This is a genomic window from Seohaeicola saemankumensis, assembly GCF_042678485.1.
GTDB classification, from domain to species: domain Bacteria; phylum Pseudomonadota; class Alphaproteobacteria; order Rhodobacterales; family Rhodobacteraceae; genus Seohaeicola; species Seohaeicola saemankumensis.
On record NZ_JBHTKR010000006.1, the window covers coordinates 263,329 to 281,071 of the forward strand.

Here is a 17,743-nt window from a genome sequence, read left to right on the forward strand (position 1 = left end):
ATTCCGAAAGACCACCACGACACATGACCATCAAGGACTGACCGCAATGCCCATCAAGATCCCGTCCACCCTGCCTGCCTTCGACGTCCTGACGCGCGAAGGTGTCATGGTCATGGACGAGGATCAGGCCGCGCGCCAGGATATCCGCCCCTTGCGGATCGGGTTGCTGAACCTGATGCCCAAGAAGATCCAGACCGAAAACCAGTTCGCCCGCCTGATCGGGGCGACGCCCTTGCAGATCGAACTGTCGCTGATCCGCATGTCGGAACATCAGACCAGGAATACCGCTGCCGAACATATGGAAAGTTTCTACCGCCCCTTCAGCGAAGTGGCGCAGACAGGCGAGAAATATGACGGGTTGATCATCACCGGCGCGCCCATCGAACATCTTCCCTTCGAAGACGTCACCTATTGGGAGGAACTGTGCCAGGTCTTCGACTGGACGCAAACCCATGTCCAATCGACATTCGGCGTCTGCTGGGGCGGCATGGCGATGATCCACCATTTTCACGGCGTGAAGAAACACATGCTGGATCACAAGGCCTTTGGCTGTTTCCGCCATCGCAACATGGCGCCCGCCTCGCCCTATCTGCGCGGGTTCTCGGACGATTGCGTGATCCCCGTCAGCCGCTGGACCGAGGTGAAACAGACCGAGATCGACAGGATCCCCGGCCTGATCACCCTTCTGGCCAGCGATGAGGTGGGACCGGCCCTGATCGAGGACCCGGCCCATCGCGCGCTCTATATCTTCAATCATTTCGAATATGACAGCGATACGCTGAAGCAGGAATATGACCGCGACGTCCACAGCGGCACACCGATCAACGTGCCGCTGAACTACTACCCCGATGACGATCCCGCGAGGACGCCGCTCAATCGCTGGAGAAGTCACGCGCACCTTCTATATGGCAACTGGATAAACCAGATTTATCAGTCAACCCCGTTCGACCTGGATGCCATCGGTACTTAAAGTGATCAGCTTCATCGCCACAGTCGCGCTTCTGGGCGGATGCGGGGCCATCGTGGACCGCCGCGCCGACACGCGTGAGGCCGGCGCAGAGGCCAGCTTCCCTCCGACGGGGCAGCTGCTGGATGTCAACGGGCGGCAGGTACACGCCCATGTCGAAGGGCGCGGGCCCGATCTGGTGCTGATCCACGGCGCATCGGGCAACACGCGCGATTTCACCTTTTCCTTTGTCGAGCGGCTCAAGGATGACTACCGCGTGATCGTCTTCGACCGGCCCGGCCTGGGCTGGACCGACCGGGTATCGGACGATTTCGGCGGCCCGTTCAACACAGCCGCCGAAAGCCCGACACAGCAAGCCGCATTCCTTCAGGCGGCCGCCGATCAGCTTGGCGTGAACCGTCCCATCGTGCTGGGCCATTCCTATGGCGGCGCGGTGGCGCTGGCCTGGGGGCTGAACCGGCCGCAAGACACCGCGGCCCTTGTGGTGCTGGCGGGCGCGTCCAACCCCTGGCCGGGCGGGCTTGGGGCCTTCTATGACATCGCGTCTTCATCGCTGGGCGGGGCGGCGGTGGTGCCGCTGATCTCGGCCTATGCGCCCATGGCCCGTGTCGATGCAGCGCTGGACGGTATCTTTGCGCCGCAATCCCCACCGCCCGGCTATGCCGATTACATCGGCGCCGGGCTGACCCTGCGGCGGGAAACCCTGCGCGCCAATGCCCGGCAGGTCAATTCGCTGCGCCCCCATGTCGTCGAGATGGCCGCGCGCTATCCGACGCTGCCGATGCCGGTCGAGATCGTGCATGGCACCGCAGATGACGTGGTGCCGATCCATATCCATTCCGAACCGCTGGCCCGCCAGATCCCCGACGCCGTGCTGACCCGGCTGGATGGAATAGGCCACATGCCCCACCACGCGGCCCCCGACGCTGTGCATGAGGCGATCCACCGCGCCGCGGTCCGCGCCCGATTGCGTTGATCCGGCCGCTGGGCCATAGTCAGGTAAAACAAGGGGGTAGCCCGCCATGAGCCTGCCATTCGACGGCGCGATCAGCGATTTCTTCGAACATCACGCGCCCGCGCATATCCGCGCCGCGATCCGGTCGGCCGACAAGAACGCGCTGATCAACCCCGATTACCCCTATCCCGCGGAAATGAGCGGCAAGGCCTATGACAAGCAGATGGAGGCGCTGCAGATCGAACTGGTCAAGATGCAGCACTGGGCCCGCGCGTCCGGGGCCCGCATCGCCATCATCTTCGAGGGCCGCGATGCCGCCGGCAAGGGTGGCACGATCGGGCGCTTCACCCAGAACCTCAACCCGCGCGGCGCGCGCGTGGTGGCCCTGTCCAAGCCATCGGATACCGAAGCCACGCAATGGTATTTCCAGCGCTACATCGACCACCTGCCTGCCGGGGGTGACATCGTTCTGTATGATCGCAGCTGGTACAATCGCGGTGTCGTCGAACATGTCTTCGGCTTTTGCACGGACACCCAGCGCGAGCATTTCTTCCGCCAGGTACCCGAATTTGAAAACATGCTGGTGGATGAAGGCGTTCACCTGTTCAAGATCTGGCTCAACGTGGGCCGCGCCGAACAGCTACGCCGCTTTCTGGCGCGCGAATCCGATCCGCTGAAACAATGGAAACTCAGCCGGATCGACGTGGACGGCCTGCATAAATGGGATGCCTACAGCGACGCGATCCGCGAAACCCTGCACCGCAGCCATACCGACGCCGCCCCCTGGACCATCGTGAAATCCGATGACAAGAAACGCGCCCGCCTGGCCGTGATCCGCCATGTTCTGTCGGCCCTCGATTACGCGGGCAAGGACAAATCCGCGATCGGCGCTACAGATCCGTCGATTTGCGGCGGGCCGGACCTGTGGGATGCGTAAGCAGGGCTATCACCACGGGAACCTGCGCCAGGCCCTGGTGGATGCCGCGCTTGAGTTGATCACGCGCCAGGGCCCGACCGGCTTCACCCTCTCGGAAGCCGCGAAACAGGCAGGCGTCACCCCTGCCGCCGTCTATCGCCACTTTGAGGGCCGCGAGGATCTGATCGCCGAAGCCGCCCGCCAGGGCTACGAGATTTTCGCAGAGGTGATGCAACGGGCCTACGAGTCGGGCCAACCCTCGGCCCTGGCCGCCTTCGAGGCGACGGGACGCGCCTATCTGGCCTTTGCCCGCAAATATCCCGGCCATTACATCGCGATGTTCGAAAGCGGCATCTCGGTCAATCGCAATGCCGACCTTGCCCTTGCCGCATCGCGCGCACGCGCCGTGCTGGAAACGGCGGCGTCCGAGCTCAGCCAGCATATCCCGCCGGACAAACGCCCCCCCGCCAGCATGTTCTCGGCCCATATCTGGGCCATGTCGCATGGGGTTGTCGAACTCTTTGCCCGCAACTCGCCCGGCACGGTCGCCCCCTTCCCGCCCGAAGACCTTCTTGAGTCGGGGATCGGCATCTACCTGCGCGGATTGGGCCTTATTGCGCCCGACAAGTAATCAAACTCCGATCACTTTGCCTGCTTTTCAGGCAAAGTCAGGCATTCTGACCTTTCTGACTGATGAACAAAGCCTCAGCAGCCATGCGGCTCTGGACCTCGAATCTGTAACCGGAATATGACAGTCCCAAGGTCGATGCTGCACTGCCGCATCGCACCAATTGACAAGGATCATGAAGCGCCACATAGAGCGGCTAAACCCGCATTTTTAAGCGGTAAAAGCGATACCGGCGCCCGTGATCCGGTCGGAAAAAACGAAGTTTAACATTCAGCACCAAGAACGAAGGGACGTTCCATGAAAAAGACAACGATGCTCGGAGCAGCCGCAGCCCTGCTGGCCCTGCCGGTCGCCGCGCAAGCCGAAAGCTTCAGCCTGGATGCAGGCGTGGCCGCAACCTACACCGTGACTGCCGACGGTTTCGACCATGTCGAGAACTACGGCGAAGGTTATGTCGAAGGCTCCTACAACGGCCTGTTCGGCGGTATCTGGGTTGCCAGCCTCTACGAAGATCCGACCTATGACTACGAGCTGGAACTCTATGCCGGTTACGGCAACGAACTGGCCAGCGGCCTGTCCTACAGCCTGACCGCAACCGCGTACTACCTGGAAGACAACTACGACGACTATTACGTCACGCTGGAACTGGGTTATGGCCTGTCCGACACCCTGTCGCTGGGCGGCGCGGTCGAGTTCTATCCGGACTCCGACATCACCGATGTCAGCGCAAGCGTCGAATATGCCTTCTCGGACGCAATCAGCGCCTATGTCCTGCTGGGCACCGTCGATGACGCGGTCGATTACAACTACGCCGAAGTTGGCGCCAGCTACGGCTTCGCCGAAGGCGCTGCCTTCTCGCTGCTGTATGAAGATGCAGACAACGCCGATGCGACGCTGTCCTTCATCCTGTCCTACGATTTCAACGTGTTCGGCGGCTGAGCCCTCGGTTCGGACGAACAACGAGGGGCGGATCCTGCGGGATCCGCCCTTTTTTCATGCCTGGTCTCTGGCCGATGCCCCGGACAAATATGACACCGCACAAAGAAAAAGGGCCGCCCGAAGGCGGCCCGATTTCTGACATGGCAATATCTTAGCGCTTGGAGAACTGGAAGCTCTTGCGCGCCTTGGCCTTGCCGTACTTCTTGCGCTCGACCACGCGGCTGTCGCGGGTCAGGAACCCGGCGGCCTTCAGTGCGGCACGCAGGCTGGGATCATAAAGCTGCAACGCTTTCGAGATACCGTGCTTGACCGCACCGGCCTGGCCCGACAGGCCGCCGCCGGCCACCGTGGCCATGACGTCGAACTGATCGGTGACACCAGCGATGGTGAACGGCTGGCGCAGGATCATCTGCAGCACCGGACGCGCGAAATAGGCAGCCATTTCCTTGCCGTTCACGGTGACCTTGCCGGAACCCGGCTTGATCCAGACGCGGGCAACCGCGTCCTTCCGCTTGCCGGTCGCATAGGAACGGCCCAGCGAGTCGCGAACGGGCTCACGGGGGGCGGCAATCTCTACAGGTGCTGCGGCAGCGCCGGTGGCGGCGCCCAGCTCTTCAAGGGAATTGATCTGATCAGCCATCATTACACCCGCGTATTCTTGGAGTTCATGGATTTCACATCCAGCACCACAGGCGCTTGCGCCTCGTGCGGATGGGCGGCACCGGCATAGACGCGCAGGTTGGTCATCACCTGGCGCGACAGCTTGTTGCCGGGCAGCATCCGCTTGACGGCGGCAGTCACGACACGCTCGGGATGGGCGCCTTCCAGGATCTGCGCCGCGGTGCGGTGCTTGATCCCGCCGGGATGCCCGGTGTGCCAGTAGTATTTCTTCTCGGCGCGCTTCTTGCCGGTCATCTGCACCTTGTCGGCGTTGATGATGATCACGTTGTCACCCATATCCATATGGGGCGTGAAGGAAGGCTTGTGCTTGCCGCGCAGGCGCATGGCGACGATCGAGGCAAGACGGCCCAGAACAACGCCCTCGGCGTCGATCAGGATCCATTTCTTGTCGATATCCGCCGGAGTAGCAGAAAAGGTTTTCATTGCGGGGTTACCCTTGTTCAGTTCGGGACAGAACCGTTCGGGGCCTGTCCAATGCGATTGCGGGGTTATATCCGCCCGCAACGCATAGTCAAGCACCATACACCGCAATTAATACTGCAAATTCAGTGACTTGCAAAATCGGTATCAGAATACCCCATTTTTTTACCCCTTTGGAGGGATCGAATAGGTCATCGCGGCCCGCGCAACCGGTTCGGCCATCCCTTCCGAATAGAGCAGCACATCCCCCACGGCCAGAACGCGGCCCAGCTTCAGCAGGCGGCATTTGGCGATCAGATCCACCCCCGCCGCGGGTTTGCGCATGAAATCCATGCTGGAGTTCGTTGTCACAGCCAGCGCCTTGGGGCCGATCATGGCCATGATCGCAAGATAGATCGACACATCGGCCAGGCTGAACATGGACGGTCCCGATATCGTACCGCCGGGGCGAAGATGCCGCTCACCCACGTTCAGGCGCACGGTTATCTCCATGGGCGCCACCTCCATGACCGTGAAATCCTCGGCCACCTGCGGAAACACCTGGCTGACGAACTCTTCCAGATCCTCGCGCGTCATCTTCAACGCCATGCTTGTTCTCCCTTTCGACTTGCGCCTAGAGTTGGACGGAACATCGCGGGAGGACAAGATGGCATTGCTGGAACGTAACGACACGGGCGCGGTCGCGCATTTGCGGATGAACGCCCCGGATAAGCTGAACGCGCTGTCAGACGCCATGCTGGCGGCCCTTCAGGGGGAATTCGACGCGCTGGCCGAAGATCGCAGCATCCGCGCCATCATCCTGTCGGGCGAGGGCAAAGCCTTCTGCGCCGGTCACGACCTCAAGGAAATGACGGCAGGCCGGCAGGCCGAAGATGGCGGCAAGGCCTATTTCAAGGACCTGTTCGATCGCTGCGCCAGGATGATGACCTCGATCCAGCGCCTGCCCCAGCCTGTCATCGCGCAGGTCCATGGCATCGCCACGGCGGCCGGCTGCCAGCTGGTGGCAAGCTGCGACATGGCCGTCGCGGCAGAAGGCACGCGCTTTGGCGTCAATGGCGTCAACATCGGCCTGTTCTGTTCGACCCCGATGGTCGCGCTGACCCGCAACATCCCGCGCAAGCAAGCCTTCGAGATGTTGACCACCGGACAGTTCATTCCCGCCACCCGCGCCGAGGCGCTGGGCCTGGTCAACCGCGTGGTGCCGCCCGAATCCCTGGCACAGGAAACCGCCGCCCTGGCAGGCATGGTAGCCGAAAAACTGGGCGCGGCCGTCAAGATCGGCAAGCAGGCGTTCTACACCCAGATCGGCATGCCGATAGACCAGGCCTATGACTATACCGGCGAGGTGATGGTGCAGAACATGCTTTATCGCGATACGGCCGAAGGAATAAGCGCCTTCCTGGAAAAGCGCCCCCCCGACTGGACGCAATAAGTGCATCTTTGGCAGGGCTTCGCCGACGATCGGCGGGCGCTTGCCAGTCAGGGCGTCATTCAGGCAATTTTCGGTAAATGTTTCCCATTTACAGCCCTATAATTTCCACATTTGCCACTTGGCTGCCGCAATCATCGCTGATACTCCATCCAAAGGCGGTTGAATGATCGCCATACTGAAGCGGGTGTGGGTCACCTCCGGCAGTTTCCCTCCAGGTCAGCCTCTCTCTGACCGCCGAAACATGAAACGGGTGACCCACTCGACCTCCCTCCTCCTTGCAGACGCGGCCGTGCCAAGCCCCTTTTCAAAAGCCGGCACTTGGCCTAGATCAGCAGCATGGACAAAACCCTTCATATCATCGGCGGCGGCATGGCCGGATCAGAGGCCGCCTGGCAGGCCGCCAACATGGGCCTGCGCGTCGTCATTCACGAGATGCGGCCCAAGGTGGCAACCTTCGCCCATCGCACCGGCCATCTGGCCGAGATGGTCTGCTCCAACTCGTTTCGTTCGGATGATGACGAACAGAACGCCGTGGGACTGCTGCATTGGGAAATGCGCGCGGCCGGCGGACTGATCATGGAAATGGCGCAGAAACATCGCTTGCCCGCAGGCGGGGCCCTGGCCGTTGACCGCGACCCTTTCGCGGAATCGGTGACCGCCGCCCTGACCGCCCATCCCAATGTCAGCGTCGATTACAACGAGATCACCACCCTGCCCGATACCGGGCATTGGATCATCGCCACCGGCCCCTTGACCAGCGAGGGTCTGGGCCGCGCCATCGCGGCAGAGACCGGCACCGATGCGCTGGCCTTTTTCGATGCGATCGCGCCCATCGTCTACGCCGACACCATCGACATGTCGATCGCCTGGGAACAATCCCGCTATGACAAGGGCGAAACCGAAGCCGAACAAAAGGCCTATATCAACTGCCCGATGACCAAGGACCAGTACGAGGCCTTCATCGACTCGCTTCTGGCCGCCGACAAGACCGAGTTCCACGAGGGTGAGACAGCCGGCTATTTCGACGGCTGCCTGCCGATCGAGGTGATGGCCGAACGCGGCCGCGAAACCCTGCGTTTCGGGCCGATGAAACCCGTGGGCCTGACCAATCCGCATCAGCCGGACAAGAAACCCTATGCCGTGGTGCAACTGCGTCGCGACAATGCGCTGGGCACGCTCTACAATATCGTGGGCTTCCAGACCAAGATGAAGTACGGCGCACAAACCGCTGTTTTCAAGATGATACCTGGCCTTCAGGATGCCAGTTTCGCCCGCCTTGGCGGCATCCACCGCAACACGTTCATCAACTCTCCGACCTTGCTGGACGATCAGATGCGGCTGCGCTCGCGCCCGCATATCCGCTTTGCCGGACAGATCACCGGGGTTGAGGGCTATGTCGAAAGCGCCGCAATGGGCCTTCTGGCAGGCCGCATGGCCGCAGCCGAAATTCTGGGACACCCGTTGATCAGCCCGCCGCAGGACAGCGCCATGGGCGCGCTGATCCATCACATCACCGGCGGGGCCGAGGCCAAGACCTTCCAGCCAATGAACGTGAACTTCGGCCTGTTCAGACCCATCGACGGCCTGAAAGGCGGCCGACGTGGACGCAAGGACCGCTATAAGGCCTATACCGACCGCGCCAAGGCCGCCTGGACGGAATGGCTGGCAGGGTCAAACGCGATGGCCGCGCAGTAACAGCGCGGCCAAGCTGCATCATGTTCAACCCGCAAGTCATTGAATGAAAACAAAGGTCATCACCAGATTCGCACCTTCCCCGACGGGGCCCCTGCATCTGGGCCATGCCTTTGCTGCCACTGTCGCACATGACATGGCCCGCGCGGCGGGTGGTGATTTCCTGCTGCGGATCGAAGACATCGACCAGACACGCGCCCGCCCCGAATGGGAGGCCCTGATCAAGGAGGACCTGCTGTGGCTTGGCCTGCGCTGGGATGGCCCCATCATGCGCCAGTCGGATCGCATGCCGGCCTATAGCGCGGCCTTGCGGGGCCTGTGGGCACGTGGCCTGATCTATGACTGCCACTGTTCGCGCCGCGACATCCTTGATGCCGCCGCGGCGCCGCAGGAAGGTGCCACGCCGCCGATCGGCCCGGATGGCCCGGTCTATCCGGGCACCTGCCGGCGCGATCATGACGGCGCCGCCCCGCTGCCGCAGCAGGCCTTGCGCCTGAACATGGCGCGCGCGCTTCAGACCCTGTCCAACCCCTTGACCTTTACCGAGACAGGCACAGTCCGGAATATACAAAGCGGCCTGCAACATATTGATACAGAGTATCTTTTAGACAGTGTTGGCGATGTGGTCCTGGCCCGGCGCGATATGGGCACATCCTATCATTTGTCGGTGGTGCTGGATGATGCGGCACAGCAGATCACCCATGTCACGCGCGGCGCCGACCTGTTCGAGGCCACCCCGATCCATGTTCTTCTGCAACGCCTGCTGGGTCTGCCGACCCCGATCTATCACCATCACCGCCTGATCCGGGATGATCGCGGCAAGCGCCTGGCCAAGCGGGATGATGCCCGCGCCATCGCCACCTACCGCGCGGAAGGCAAGACCCCGGACCAGGTCTGGCAGATGATTAATACCTGAAGATAGACGCGTAGATTGCTGTAATTACGACAGTTACTCAGTTCGCAACCGGCGCCATCAGCTCCACCTCGGCCCCGTCGCGTACCGCCGTGTAAAAACAGCTGCGCCGGTTCGTGTGACAGGCGGGCCCGGTCTGGCGCACCCTGACCAGCAGGCAATCCCGGTCACAATCCACCCGCAGCTCGACCAGTTCCTGCCGGTTGCCGCTGCTTTCCCCCTTGATCCAGAAGGCCCGGCGCGACCTGCTCCAATAGGTCACATGCCCGGTCTGCAAGGTCCGCGCGACAGCCTCGGCGTTCATCCAGGCCATCATCAGGATCTCGTTCGTCGCATCGTCCTGTGCAATCACCGGGATCAGCCCTGCGTCGTTGTAAACCAGTGTGGCCGGATCGAATGTCATCGTAAAAGCCTTTGCTTCGGACAGGTTGCGCCCTATTTAGGGGCAAGGGACGAAAAGGGAAAGCGTCGAAAGGACCAAGGCATGAGCAGCGACACCGATCTGATCAAGCTGTATTCCTCGCGTATTCTGGCACTTGCCGCGGATATTCCGCATACTACGCGGCTGGCCCATCCCGATGCCACGGTCAAGCGCCGCTCTCCGCTTTGCGGATCCACGGTCACTGTGGATGTGGTTCTGAAGGATGGCAAGATCGCCGACTATGCCCAGGATGTGAAGGCCTGCGCGCTTGGTCAGGCTGCGGCGGCCGTCGTGGGCCATGCCGTCATCGGCTGCGATCGTGCCCAGATCGAAGCCGCGCTTGAAGCTCTCAAGGCAATGCTGAAGTCCGACGGCCCGACCCCGCCCGCCCCCTTTGACGGGCTTGAGGTGCTGCGCCCGGCGCGCGAATACAAGAACCGTCACGCCTCGATCCTGTTGTCACTTGAAGCCACCGCACAGGCCGTGGCCGAGGCGGAACAGGCCCACTGCGCCTGACTGGGCCTGACTGTGCCTGACTGGGCCTGAACCTACGCATAAAAAAACCGCCGCACTTCCAATCTGGAAGGCGGCGGAAAGTGGCGTGTCCTGTTTGGGCGGAGCAATGCATCAGAGCGGGGGATCGCCCTGAATGATGTCGGAACAGGCAGTATCCGTCAGGCTGGCATCAGGTTGGGACAGAGATGCCGCATGCCACCGGATCAGGACCGCAGGCAGAAACTGGAATGATCCTTTCAGGAAAAACTGGGAAGGTGCAGGCCGACCACCAGAATGACCATCAGCGCCATGGCACCGATTGCATCCGACAACAGCGTGTCGCGGGAACGTTCGATGACGGTTTTGATCTGTGCGAACATCTGGCTGACCTTTCACATGGCTATCTGGTGTCTGTTGCTCCTTTGTTCTCATATTCTTCACATCCTGTAAAGAACTTTATGAGAACATTTGAGAACAAAACAGCATTTCACCGATAAAAGGGGGTTAACCCACGGAAATCAACCGTATCGCCTGATCCTGCTCCATCAGCCACAGAAGCACCCGCGCCGCGTTGCCGCGCGGGCTCTCCAGTGTGGGATCGTCCGTCATCAATTTGCGCGCATCGCTTTGCGCGATCGCCATCAGGGCAGCCTGCCGTTCCAGATCGGCCACCCGGAACCTTGGCAAGCCCGATTGCGCGGTGCCGATCAGATCGCCCGCGCCGCGCATCTCAAGGTCGGTTTCGGAGATGCGGAAGCCGTCCTCGGTATCGCGCAGGGTGGTCAGGCGGCGCTCGGCGGTTTCGGACAGGGGCGCACGATATAGCAAAAGGCAGGTGGACGCACCTGCCCCCCGCCCGACGCGGCCGCGCAACTGGTGCAGCTGTGCCAGCCCGAAGATCTCTGCCTGTTCGATCACCATGATCGTGGCATTCGGCACGTTGACGCCAACCTCGATCACCGTGGTTGCCACCAGGACCGCGACGCGGCCTGACTGGAAATCCGCCATCGCCGCGTCCTTGTCGGCCGCCGGCATCTGCCCATGTACAAGACCGACATTGCCTTCACCCAAGACCGCCCGCAGATGCTTGAAACGCTCCTCGGCGGCGGTCAGATCGACTACTTCGCTTTCATCGACCAAGGGGCAGACCCAATAGGCCTGCCGCCCCTCCAGTATCGCGCGCCGCAGATGGCTGACCACCTCCTCCATCCGCGCGGTCGAGACCATGGCCGTCTTGATCGGCTGACGGCCGGGCGGTTTTTCATCCAGAACCGAGACATCCATGTCACCATATTGGGCCAGCGCCAACGATCGCGGGATCGGGGTGGCAGTCATCACCAGAACATCCGCCGCGTCACCTTTCCGGCCCAGTTCCAGCCGCTGCCGCACCCCGAAGCGATGCTGCTCATCCACCACCGCCAGCCGCAGATCGGCAAATTCCACGTCCTTCTGAAAGACGGCATGCGTCCCTACAAGGATCCGGATATCACCGCGCGCCAGCGCCTCTAGCTTGCTGCGCCGCTCTGCGCCCTTGTCGCGACCGGTCAGGATCTCCAGCACCACACCAGCGGCCTCGGCCATCGGACGCAGGCTTTCCAGATGTTGACGCGCCAGGATTTCGGTAGGGGCCATCATCACACCCTGCCCGCCGGCCTCGACCGCGATCAGCAGCGCAAGGAAAGCGACAAGCGTCTTGCCCGCCCCGACATCGCCCTGCAACAGCCGGTTCATGCGCTGCGGCATGGCCATGTCGCGCGCGATATCCTCGATGGCGCGCATCTGCGCCCCTGTCGGCGCATAGGGAAGTGACGCCAGAACGCGCTGCTGCAACTGCCCGGTTCCGTGGCTTTCGCGCCCCTTGGCCCGCCGCAACCGCGCCCGCGCCAGGGCAAGCGTGATCTGATGGGCCATCATTTCATCATAGGCCAGCCTTTCGCGGGACGGTGCCGTCGCGGCCAGGTCCTCGGGGCGGACAGGCGCGTGCGCTTGACGCACCGCATCGGCCCAATCCGGCCAGCCCGCACGCTTTTTCTGGGCGGGATCGATCCATTCGGCAAGGTCGGGAACACGCGTCAGCGCGGATTGCGCCGCCTTGAACATCTGCTTTTGGCTGACCCCGGCGGTCAGCGGATAGACCGGTTCGAAAGCGGGAATCTCTCCGGCCTCTTCGGGGCGCAGGATATGATCGGGATGCACCATCTGCGCGATCCCGTCGAACAGCTCCACCCGCCCGGACACCACGCGCCTTTGCCCGGTAGGCAATTGTTTTTGCAGATAATCCCCGCGCGCATGGAAGAACACCAACTGGAACGAGGTCGCCGCATCCTCGACCACGATCCGGTAGGCGCCCGATTTGGTGCGCGGCGGCATGTGCTTGCCGATCTCGACCTCGACCGTGACAACCTGCGGCAGCACCGCATCGCGCACAGAGGCGCGGCGCGCGCGATCCACACCGGAATGCGGCAGCGTGAAGATCAGATCGCGCGGGCGCGCGATCTGCAGATGCTCCAGAAGTTGCGCGGTCTTGGGCCCGACCCCTTCAAGCGTCTCGATCCCGGCGAAAAGCGGGAACAGGATTTCGGGCCGCCCGCTCATGCCGCGCCGATCAGGCTCAACCAGCCGTCCTCGTCCAGGGTTTCGATGCCCAGCTCCTGCGCCTTTTTCGCCTTGGACCCCGCGCCCGGACCGGCCACAAGAATGTCGGTCTTGGCGCTGACGGACCCGGCCACCTTGGCCCCCAATGTTTCCGCCCGCGCCTTGGCCTCGGCTCGTGTCATCTTTTCCAGCGTCCCGGTAAAGACGATGGTCTTGCCGGCGATCGGGCTGCCATCGGCCACGATGCGCCTTGCATCCTGCACATCCAGCTGCGCGACAAGCCGGTCGATGCTTGCGCGCTCTCCCTCCTGCGAGAAGGCGGTCACAAGCGCCCTGGCCATGACCTGTCCGACCCCGTCGATGGACAGCAGGTCATCCCAATCCGCGCCCTCAAGATCCGCGGCCCCGTCCATCGCCCGCATGAATGCGTCCCATGTGATGTAATGGCTGGCAATCAGGTTCGACGCGGCCTCGCCGACATGGCGGATGCCAAGCGCGAACAGCAATCGTCCAAACGGTATTTTGCGTTTATCCTCAATGGCCTGGAACAGGTTGCTCGCGCTTTTTTCGCCCCAGCCCTCGCGGTTCTTCAGGCGCGCCAGGCTGGCCGCGTCCCGCTGTTGCAGCGTGAAGATGTCGGCCGGCTCACGAATTGCAAGCTGGTCGTCGCGATAAAACATCTCGACCTGTTTGGCCCCCAACCCTTCGATGTCAAAGGCGGCGCGGCTGACAAAATGCTTCAACTTTTCAACAGCTTGCGCGGGGCACACCAGACCGCCGGTACAGCGGCGCACCGCGTCGCCCTCCTCGCGGATCGCGACGGATCCGCACTCGGGGCAATGGTCCGGGAAAACGAAGGGGATCGCGTCATCCGGGCGTTTGGACAGATCGACATCCGCGATCTTGGGGATCACATCGCCCGCCCGGTAGACCTGCACCCAGTCACCGATGCGGATATCCTTGCCCTCGCGGATCGGATTGCCGCGCGCATCGCGCCCTGCGATATAATCCTCGTTATGCAGCGTCGCATTGGACACGACAACGCCCCCCACGGTGACGGGCAGCAGCCGCGCAACCGGCGACAGCGCGCCGGTCCGCCCCACCTGGATGTCGATCCCTTCAAGCCGGGTCCAGGCCAGTTCGGCCGGAAACTTGTGCGCGATGGCCCACCGCGGCGTGGTCGAGCGAAACCCCAGCCGCGCCTGCAGCGCGAGATCGTTCACCTTGTAGACAACCCCGTCGATATCATAGCCCAGCGTGGCGCGCCGTCCCTCGATTGCGCGGTAGTGGGTCAGCATCTCCTCGGGTCCCCGGCACAGGCGGGTCAGGTCATTTGTCACGAAACCCAGCGCGGCCAGCCTGTCGATCGCGCCCATCTGCGTTTCGGCCAGCGGTTCGGACAGGGCCCCCCAGCCATAGGCGAAGAACCGCAACGGTCGCGCGCGGGTCATCGCGGCATCCAGCTGACGCAGCGATCCGGCGGCGGCGTTGCGCGGATTGGCGAAAACCTTGCCTCCGGTTTCGGCCTGGCGGGTGTTCAGCGCCGCAAAATCGGCATGGCTCATATAGACCTCACCGCGCACCTCAAGCAGGTCTGGCGCCCCTGTCAGCCGCGCGGGAATGTCGGCAATCGTGCGGGCGTTTTCAGTAACATTCTCGCCCACCTCGCCATCGCCGCGGGTGGCGGCCTGCACCAGCACACCCTTTTCATAGCGCAATGACAGGCTGAGCCCGTCGATCTTGGGTTCGGCCGTATAGGTCAGATCGGTCTGACCGAGGTTCAGGTATTTGCGGATATAATCATCGAACTCCGCAATATCTTCATCAGCGAAAGCGTTCCCCAGCGACAGCATCCGTACGGCATGGGTAACCTTGCCAAACCCTTCGGCCAGCCGGGCGCCCACCTGGTCGCTGGGGCTGTCGGCGCGCTTCAGGTCGGGAAACAGCTCCTCGATCCGGGCATTGCGCTGCTTCAGACGGTCATAGTCTGCATCCGAAATCTCAGGCGCATCCTGCTGATGATAGGCGATATTCGCAGCGTCGATCAAAGACGCCAGCCGCGCGAGTTCCGCCTCCGCCTCGGCGGGGGTCAGGGCCTCGGGCGCGCGATCTTCCACCGCAGCATTTGGCTTTGCGTTGTCCGTCACATCTGCCCCCTGTCACAAGGCTGCTTCACAGCCGAAGTGATAGGGTGGCTTGCCGTCAAGGTCCAGTCCACCCGTGTGGCCGTGCCTGCCGCACAGGCAAACAGGTCACTGGCGGTGCATGACCGCCAGACAGGCGTTACACATCAGGCGCCGATGGCCATGCGATGATCGCTCAGGGTTGCCGGGTCGGGATCGCGCAACACATAGCCCCGGCCCCAGACCGTTTCGATGTAATTGTCCCCGCCCGTGGCCGTGGCCAGTTTCTTGCGCAGCTTGCAGATGAAAACATCGATGATCTTGAGTTCCGGCTCGTCCATGCCGCCATAAAGATGGTTCAGAAACATCTCCTTGGTCAGCGTCGTGCCCTTGCGCAGGCTCAGAAGTTCCAGCATCTGGTATTCCTTGCCGGTCAGATGCACGCCCTTGCCATTCACATCGACGGTCTTGGCATCCAGGTTGACGCTGATCTTGCCGGTGCGGATCACGGATTGCGAATGCCCCTTGGACCGACGGATGATGGCATGGATCCGGGCAACCAGTTCTTCGCGATGGAAGGGTTTCGTCAGGTAGTCATCGGCGCCGAAGCCGAAGCCCTTGATCTTGTTGTCGGTATCATCATCCGCGGACAGGATCAGGATCGGTGTTTCGATCCGTGCCAGACGCAATTGGCGCAACACCTCATGCCCGTGCATGTCCGGCAGGCCCAGATCGAGAAGGATCAGATCGTAGTCATAAAGCTTGGCAAGATCGATCCCCTCCTCGCCCAGGTCTGTCGTGTAGACGTTCAGATTGGCATGGGTCAGCATCATCTCGATGCTTTTCGAGGTCGTAGGATCATCTTCAACAAGCAGCACTCGCATAAATATTCTCCGTAAAGGGTCACGATCGATCCCGACCCTGACCAAAAATAGTTAATTCGCCGTTACCTAATCCCAGCAAACTATCACCCCAACCTAAAGTTGTCGATATTTTTGCGTGGCCGTCGCTTTCAGGGCCGCAACGCCATGGTCGCGGATCGCGCGCAACCAGCAGTCGAATTCATCATCACTCAGCCCGTAACGCTCCAGCGCTTCGGCCCGCGTGATCAGACCGCAGAGCACACCGCGCACCACGGCAGCCTTGCGGCTGGCCACCCAACGCCGCGTATCGGGTGGTGGCAGATCGGCGCGTGTCATCACCGACCCGTCAGGAAGCGTCACCGCGCGCGGTCCATCGATCTTCTTGAGATACATGCCTGTTTTTCCTTTCATGCCGCATGAATGCGCCAGAGCGTTTAACAGCCGGTGAAACAGGGGGTTGAGAGTATCTTGGATTTTCCTATATTCTCGCAGACTTTACGCGGCACAGGCACAGCCCCGCACAGCCGCCGCACCCCAGGACCAAGGAAGCCATGATGGCCCTCGATACCGATCACCCGCTGAACTCGCTGGGCTTTGCCAAGCCGCCCTCGCAAACGCGGGTGGTTGTGGCGATGTCGGGCGGCGTGGACAGTTCCGTGGTCGCCGCACAACTGGCCGAGGAAGGCTATGACGTGGTCGGCGTCACGCTGCAGCTTTACGACCATGGCGCGGCGCTGGCCAAGAAAGGCGCCTGCTGCGCGGGCCTTGATATCCATGATGCGCGCCGCGTGGCCGAAACCATGGGTTTTCCGCATTATGTGCTGGATTATGAAAACGTCTTCAAGGACGCGGTGATCGACGAATTCGCCGACAGCTACCTTGCGGGCGCCACGCCGGTGCCCTGCATCCGCTGCAACGAACGCGTGAAGTTCAAGGACCTGCTGGAAACCGCCCGCGATCTTGAAGCCGATTGCATGGCGACGGGTCACTACATTCAGCGCAAGATGGGCCTGGCCGGCGCCGAACTGCACGCGGCGGCGGATGCGGCGCGCGATCAAAGCTATTTCCTGTTCTCGACCACGGCGGAACAGCTGGATTACCTGCGGTTTCCCCTTGGGCATCTGAAATCAAAGGCGGAAACCCGTGCACTGGCGGCCCGCTACGGCCTGCCCGTGGCCGACAAGCCCGACAGCCAGGACATCTGCTTTGTGCCCAACGGCAACTACGCCGCCGTGATCGAAAAACTGCGCCCCGGCGCCGCCGAACCCGGCGAGATCGTGGACAGCGAAGGCCGTGTGCTGGGCACACACAAGGGTGTCATCCATTACACGATCGGCCAGCGCCGTGGCTTGGGCATCGGTGGCCTGGAAGACCCGCTTTATGTGGTCAAGCTGGATGTGGACACGAAGCGCGTGATCGTCGGCCCGAAAGAGATGCTGTCGACCCGTGTCGTGCCGCTGCGCGAGATCAACTGGCTGGGCGATGCGCCTTTCGACAGCGCAGCTGAATGGCATGTGATGGTCAAGGTCCGCTCGACCCGCCCCCCGCGCGAGGCGGTGATCCGCCCGCTGGGTGCGACCACGGCCACGGTCGAACTGCTGACACCGGAAGAAGGCGTGTCACCCGGACAGGCTTGTGTCTTCTACGATCCCGCCAGCACCCGCGTTCTGGGTGGCGGCTGGATCTGGAAAGGCTGAAGCCGC

Annotated in this window: 19 protein-coding genes; 10 read left to right on the forward strand and 9 right to left on the reverse strand. The window is 62.2% G+C overall.

Annotated elements, in window-relative coordinates; translation table 11 throughout:
* Positions 1 to 46 precede the first annotated feature (46 nt).
* The 5 genes from metA (at position 47) to ACFQ3C_RS16030 (ending at position 4,405) form a co-directional block, all read left to right on the forward strand.
* Entirely contained in the window at positions 47 to 970 is a 924-nt protein-coding gene (gene metA / locus ACFQ3C_RS16010) for a homoserine O-acetyltransferase MetA (protein ID WP_380793858.1), read from the forward strand.
* Entirely contained in the window at positions 954 to 1,943 is a 990-nt protein-coding gene (locus tag ACFQ3C_RS16015; RefSeq protein ID WP_380793860.1) for an alpha/beta fold hydrolase, read from the forward strand. The genes metA and ACFQ3C_RS16015 overlap by 17 nt, the downstream gene beginning before the upstream one ends.
* Before the next feature lie 46 nt (positions 1,944 to 1,989).
* Positions 1,990 to 2,859 carry a polyphosphate kinase 2 gene (gene ppk2, locus ACFQ3C_RS16020; RefSeq protein WP_380793862.1) on the forward strand — a complete coding sequence of 290 codons (870 nt, stop codon included), beginning with the start codon at positions 1,990 to 1,992 and terminating at the stop codon, positions 2,857 to 2,859.
* Entirely contained in the window at positions 2,852 to 3,469 is a 618-nt protein-coding gene (locus tag ACFQ3C_RS16025) for a TetR/AcrR family transcriptional regulator (RefSeq protein WP_380793864.1), read from the forward strand. Before ppk2 ends, ACFQ3C_RS16025 begins: the two co-directional genes overlap by 8 nt.
* 294 nt (positions 3,470 to 3,763) lie before the next feature.
* A complete protein-coding gene (locus tag ACFQ3C_RS16030; protein WP_380793866.1) occupies positions 3,764 to 4,405 on the forward strand; it encodes a hypothetical protein in 642 nt (213 codons plus the stop codon).
* Between the two features lie 151 nt (positions 4,406 to 4,556).
* Here the strand turns inward: ACFQ3C_RS16030 and rpsI are convergent, their stop codons facing one another.
* From rpsI to ACFQ3C_RS16045, 3 genes are all read right to left on the reverse strand, one after another.
* The gene (gene rpsI, locus ACFQ3C_RS16035) at positions 4,557 to 5,045 is read right to left on the reverse strand and encodes a 30S ribosomal protein S9 (RefSeq protein WP_380793868.1); all 489 of its coding nucleotides are present in this window, start codon (positions 5,043 to 5,045) and stop codon (positions 4,557 to 4,559) included.
* A 2-nt stretch (positions 5,046 to 5,047) separates the two neighbouring features.
* Complete coding sequence (rplM, locus tag ACFQ3C_RS16040; protein ID WP_380793870.1) at positions 5,048 to 5,509, reverse strand: 50S ribosomal protein L13; 462 nt, start codon at positions 5,507 to 5,509, stop codon at positions 5,048 to 5,050.
* Positions 5,510 to 5,671: 162 nt separating this feature from the next.
* Complete coding sequence (locus tag ACFQ3C_RS16045) at positions 5,672 to 6,094, reverse strand: PaaI family thioesterase (protein ID WP_380793872.1); 423 nt, start codon at positions 6,092 to 6,094, stop codon at positions 5,672 to 5,674.
* A gap of 58 nt (positions 6,095 to 6,152) precedes the next feature.
* On the opposite strand from ACFQ3C_RS16045, the gene ACFQ3C_RS16050 reads away from it, so the two are divergent.
* The 3 genes from ACFQ3C_RS16050 to gluQRS all read left to right on the forward strand — a co-directional run bounded on the left by ACFQ3C_RS16050 (position 6,153) and on the right by gluQRS (position 9,546).
* On the forward strand, positions 6,153 to 6,938 hold the full coding sequence (locus ACFQ3C_RS16050) for an enoyl-CoA hydratase (RefSeq protein WP_380793874.1): 786 nt from the start codon (positions 6,153 to 6,155) through the stop codon (positions 6,936 to 6,938).
* Positions 6,939 to 7,274: 336 nt separating this feature from the next.
* A complete protein-coding gene (gene trmFO / locus ACFQ3C_RS16055; RefSeq protein WP_380793876.1) occupies positions 7,275 to 8,633 on the forward strand; it encodes a methylenetetrahydrofolate--tRNA-(uracil(54)-C(5))-methyltransferase (FADH(2)-oxidizing) TrmFO in 1,359 nt (452 codons plus the stop codon).
* Between the two features lie 43 nt (positions 8,634 to 8,676).
* The gene (gene gluQRS / locus ACFQ3C_RS16060; protein ID WP_380793878.1) at positions 8,677 to 9,546 is read left to right on the forward strand and encodes a tRNA glutamyl-Q(34) synthetase GluQRS; all 870 of its coding nucleotides are present in this window, start codon (positions 8,677 to 8,679) and stop codon (positions 9,544 to 9,546) included.
* A gap of 37 nt (positions 9,547 to 9,583) precedes the next feature.
* On the opposite strand, the gene hisI is transcribed toward gluQRS, so the two are convergent.
* Positions 9,584 to 9,946, reverse strand: coding sequence for a phosphoribosyl-AMP cyclohydrolase (gene hisI / locus ACFQ3C_RS16065; protein ID WP_380793880.1), 363 nt, complete (start codon positions 9,944 to 9,946; stop codon positions 9,584 to 9,586).
* Between the two features lie 81 nt (positions 9,947 to 10,027).
* Between hisI and ACFQ3C_RS16070 the strand changes: the two genes are divergently transcribed.
* A complete protein-coding gene (locus ACFQ3C_RS16070; RefSeq protein ID WP_380793882.1) occupies positions 10,028 to 10,480 on the forward strand; it encodes an iron-sulfur cluster assembly scaffold protein in 453 nt (150 codons plus the stop codon).
* A 236-nt stretch (positions 10,481 to 10,716) separates the two neighbouring features.
* Here ACFQ3C_RS16070 and ACFQ3C_RS16075 read toward each other — a convergent pair whose 3' ends face one another.
* The 5 genes from ACFQ3C_RS16075 to sciP form a co-directional block, all read right to left on the reverse strand.
* Positions 10,717 to 10,839 (reverse strand): hypothetical protein, encoded by a 123-nt coding sequence (locus ACFQ3C_RS16075; protein WP_380793884.1) that lies wholly within the window; start codon positions 10,837 to 10,839, stop codon positions 10,717 to 10,719.
* 124 nt (positions 10,840 to 10,963) lie between these two features.
* Positions 10,964 to 13,054 (reverse strand): ATP-dependent DNA helicase RecG, encoded by a 2,091-nt coding sequence (gene recG / locus ACFQ3C_RS16080; protein ID WP_380793886.1) that lies wholly within the window; start codon positions 13,052 to 13,054, stop codon positions 10,964 to 10,966.
* Complete coding sequence (gene ligA / locus ACFQ3C_RS16085) at positions 13,051 to 15,171, reverse strand: NAD-dependent DNA ligase LigA (RefSeq protein WP_380794122.1); 2,121 nt, start codon at positions 15,169 to 15,171, stop codon at positions 13,051 to 13,053. Before ligA ends, recG begins: the two co-directional genes overlap by 4 nt.
* Positions 15,172 to 15,344: 173 nt before the next feature.
* Entirely contained in the window at positions 15,345 to 16,061 is a 717-nt protein-coding gene (gene ctrA / locus ACFQ3C_RS16090; RefSeq protein WP_380793888.1) for a response regulator transcription factor CtrA, read from the reverse strand.
* Between the two features lie 93 nt (positions 16,062 to 16,154).
* On the reverse strand, positions 16,155 to 16,433 hold the full coding sequence (sciP, locus tag ACFQ3C_RS16095; protein WP_380793890.1) for a CtrA inhibitor SciP: 279 nt from the start codon (positions 16,431 to 16,433) through the stop codon (positions 16,155 to 16,157).
* 161 nt (positions 16,434 to 16,594) lie between these two features.
* Between sciP and mnmA the strand changes: the two genes are divergently transcribed.
* Positions 16,595 to 17,737: a tRNA 2-thiouridine(34) synthase MnmA gene (gene mnmA / locus ACFQ3C_RS16100; RefSeq protein WP_380793892.1), complete on the forward strand. Its 1,143-nt coding sequence runs from the start codon at positions 16,595 to 16,597 to the stop codon at positions 17,735 to 17,737.
* The last annotated feature ends 6 nt before the right edge of the window (positions 17,738 to 17,743 follow it).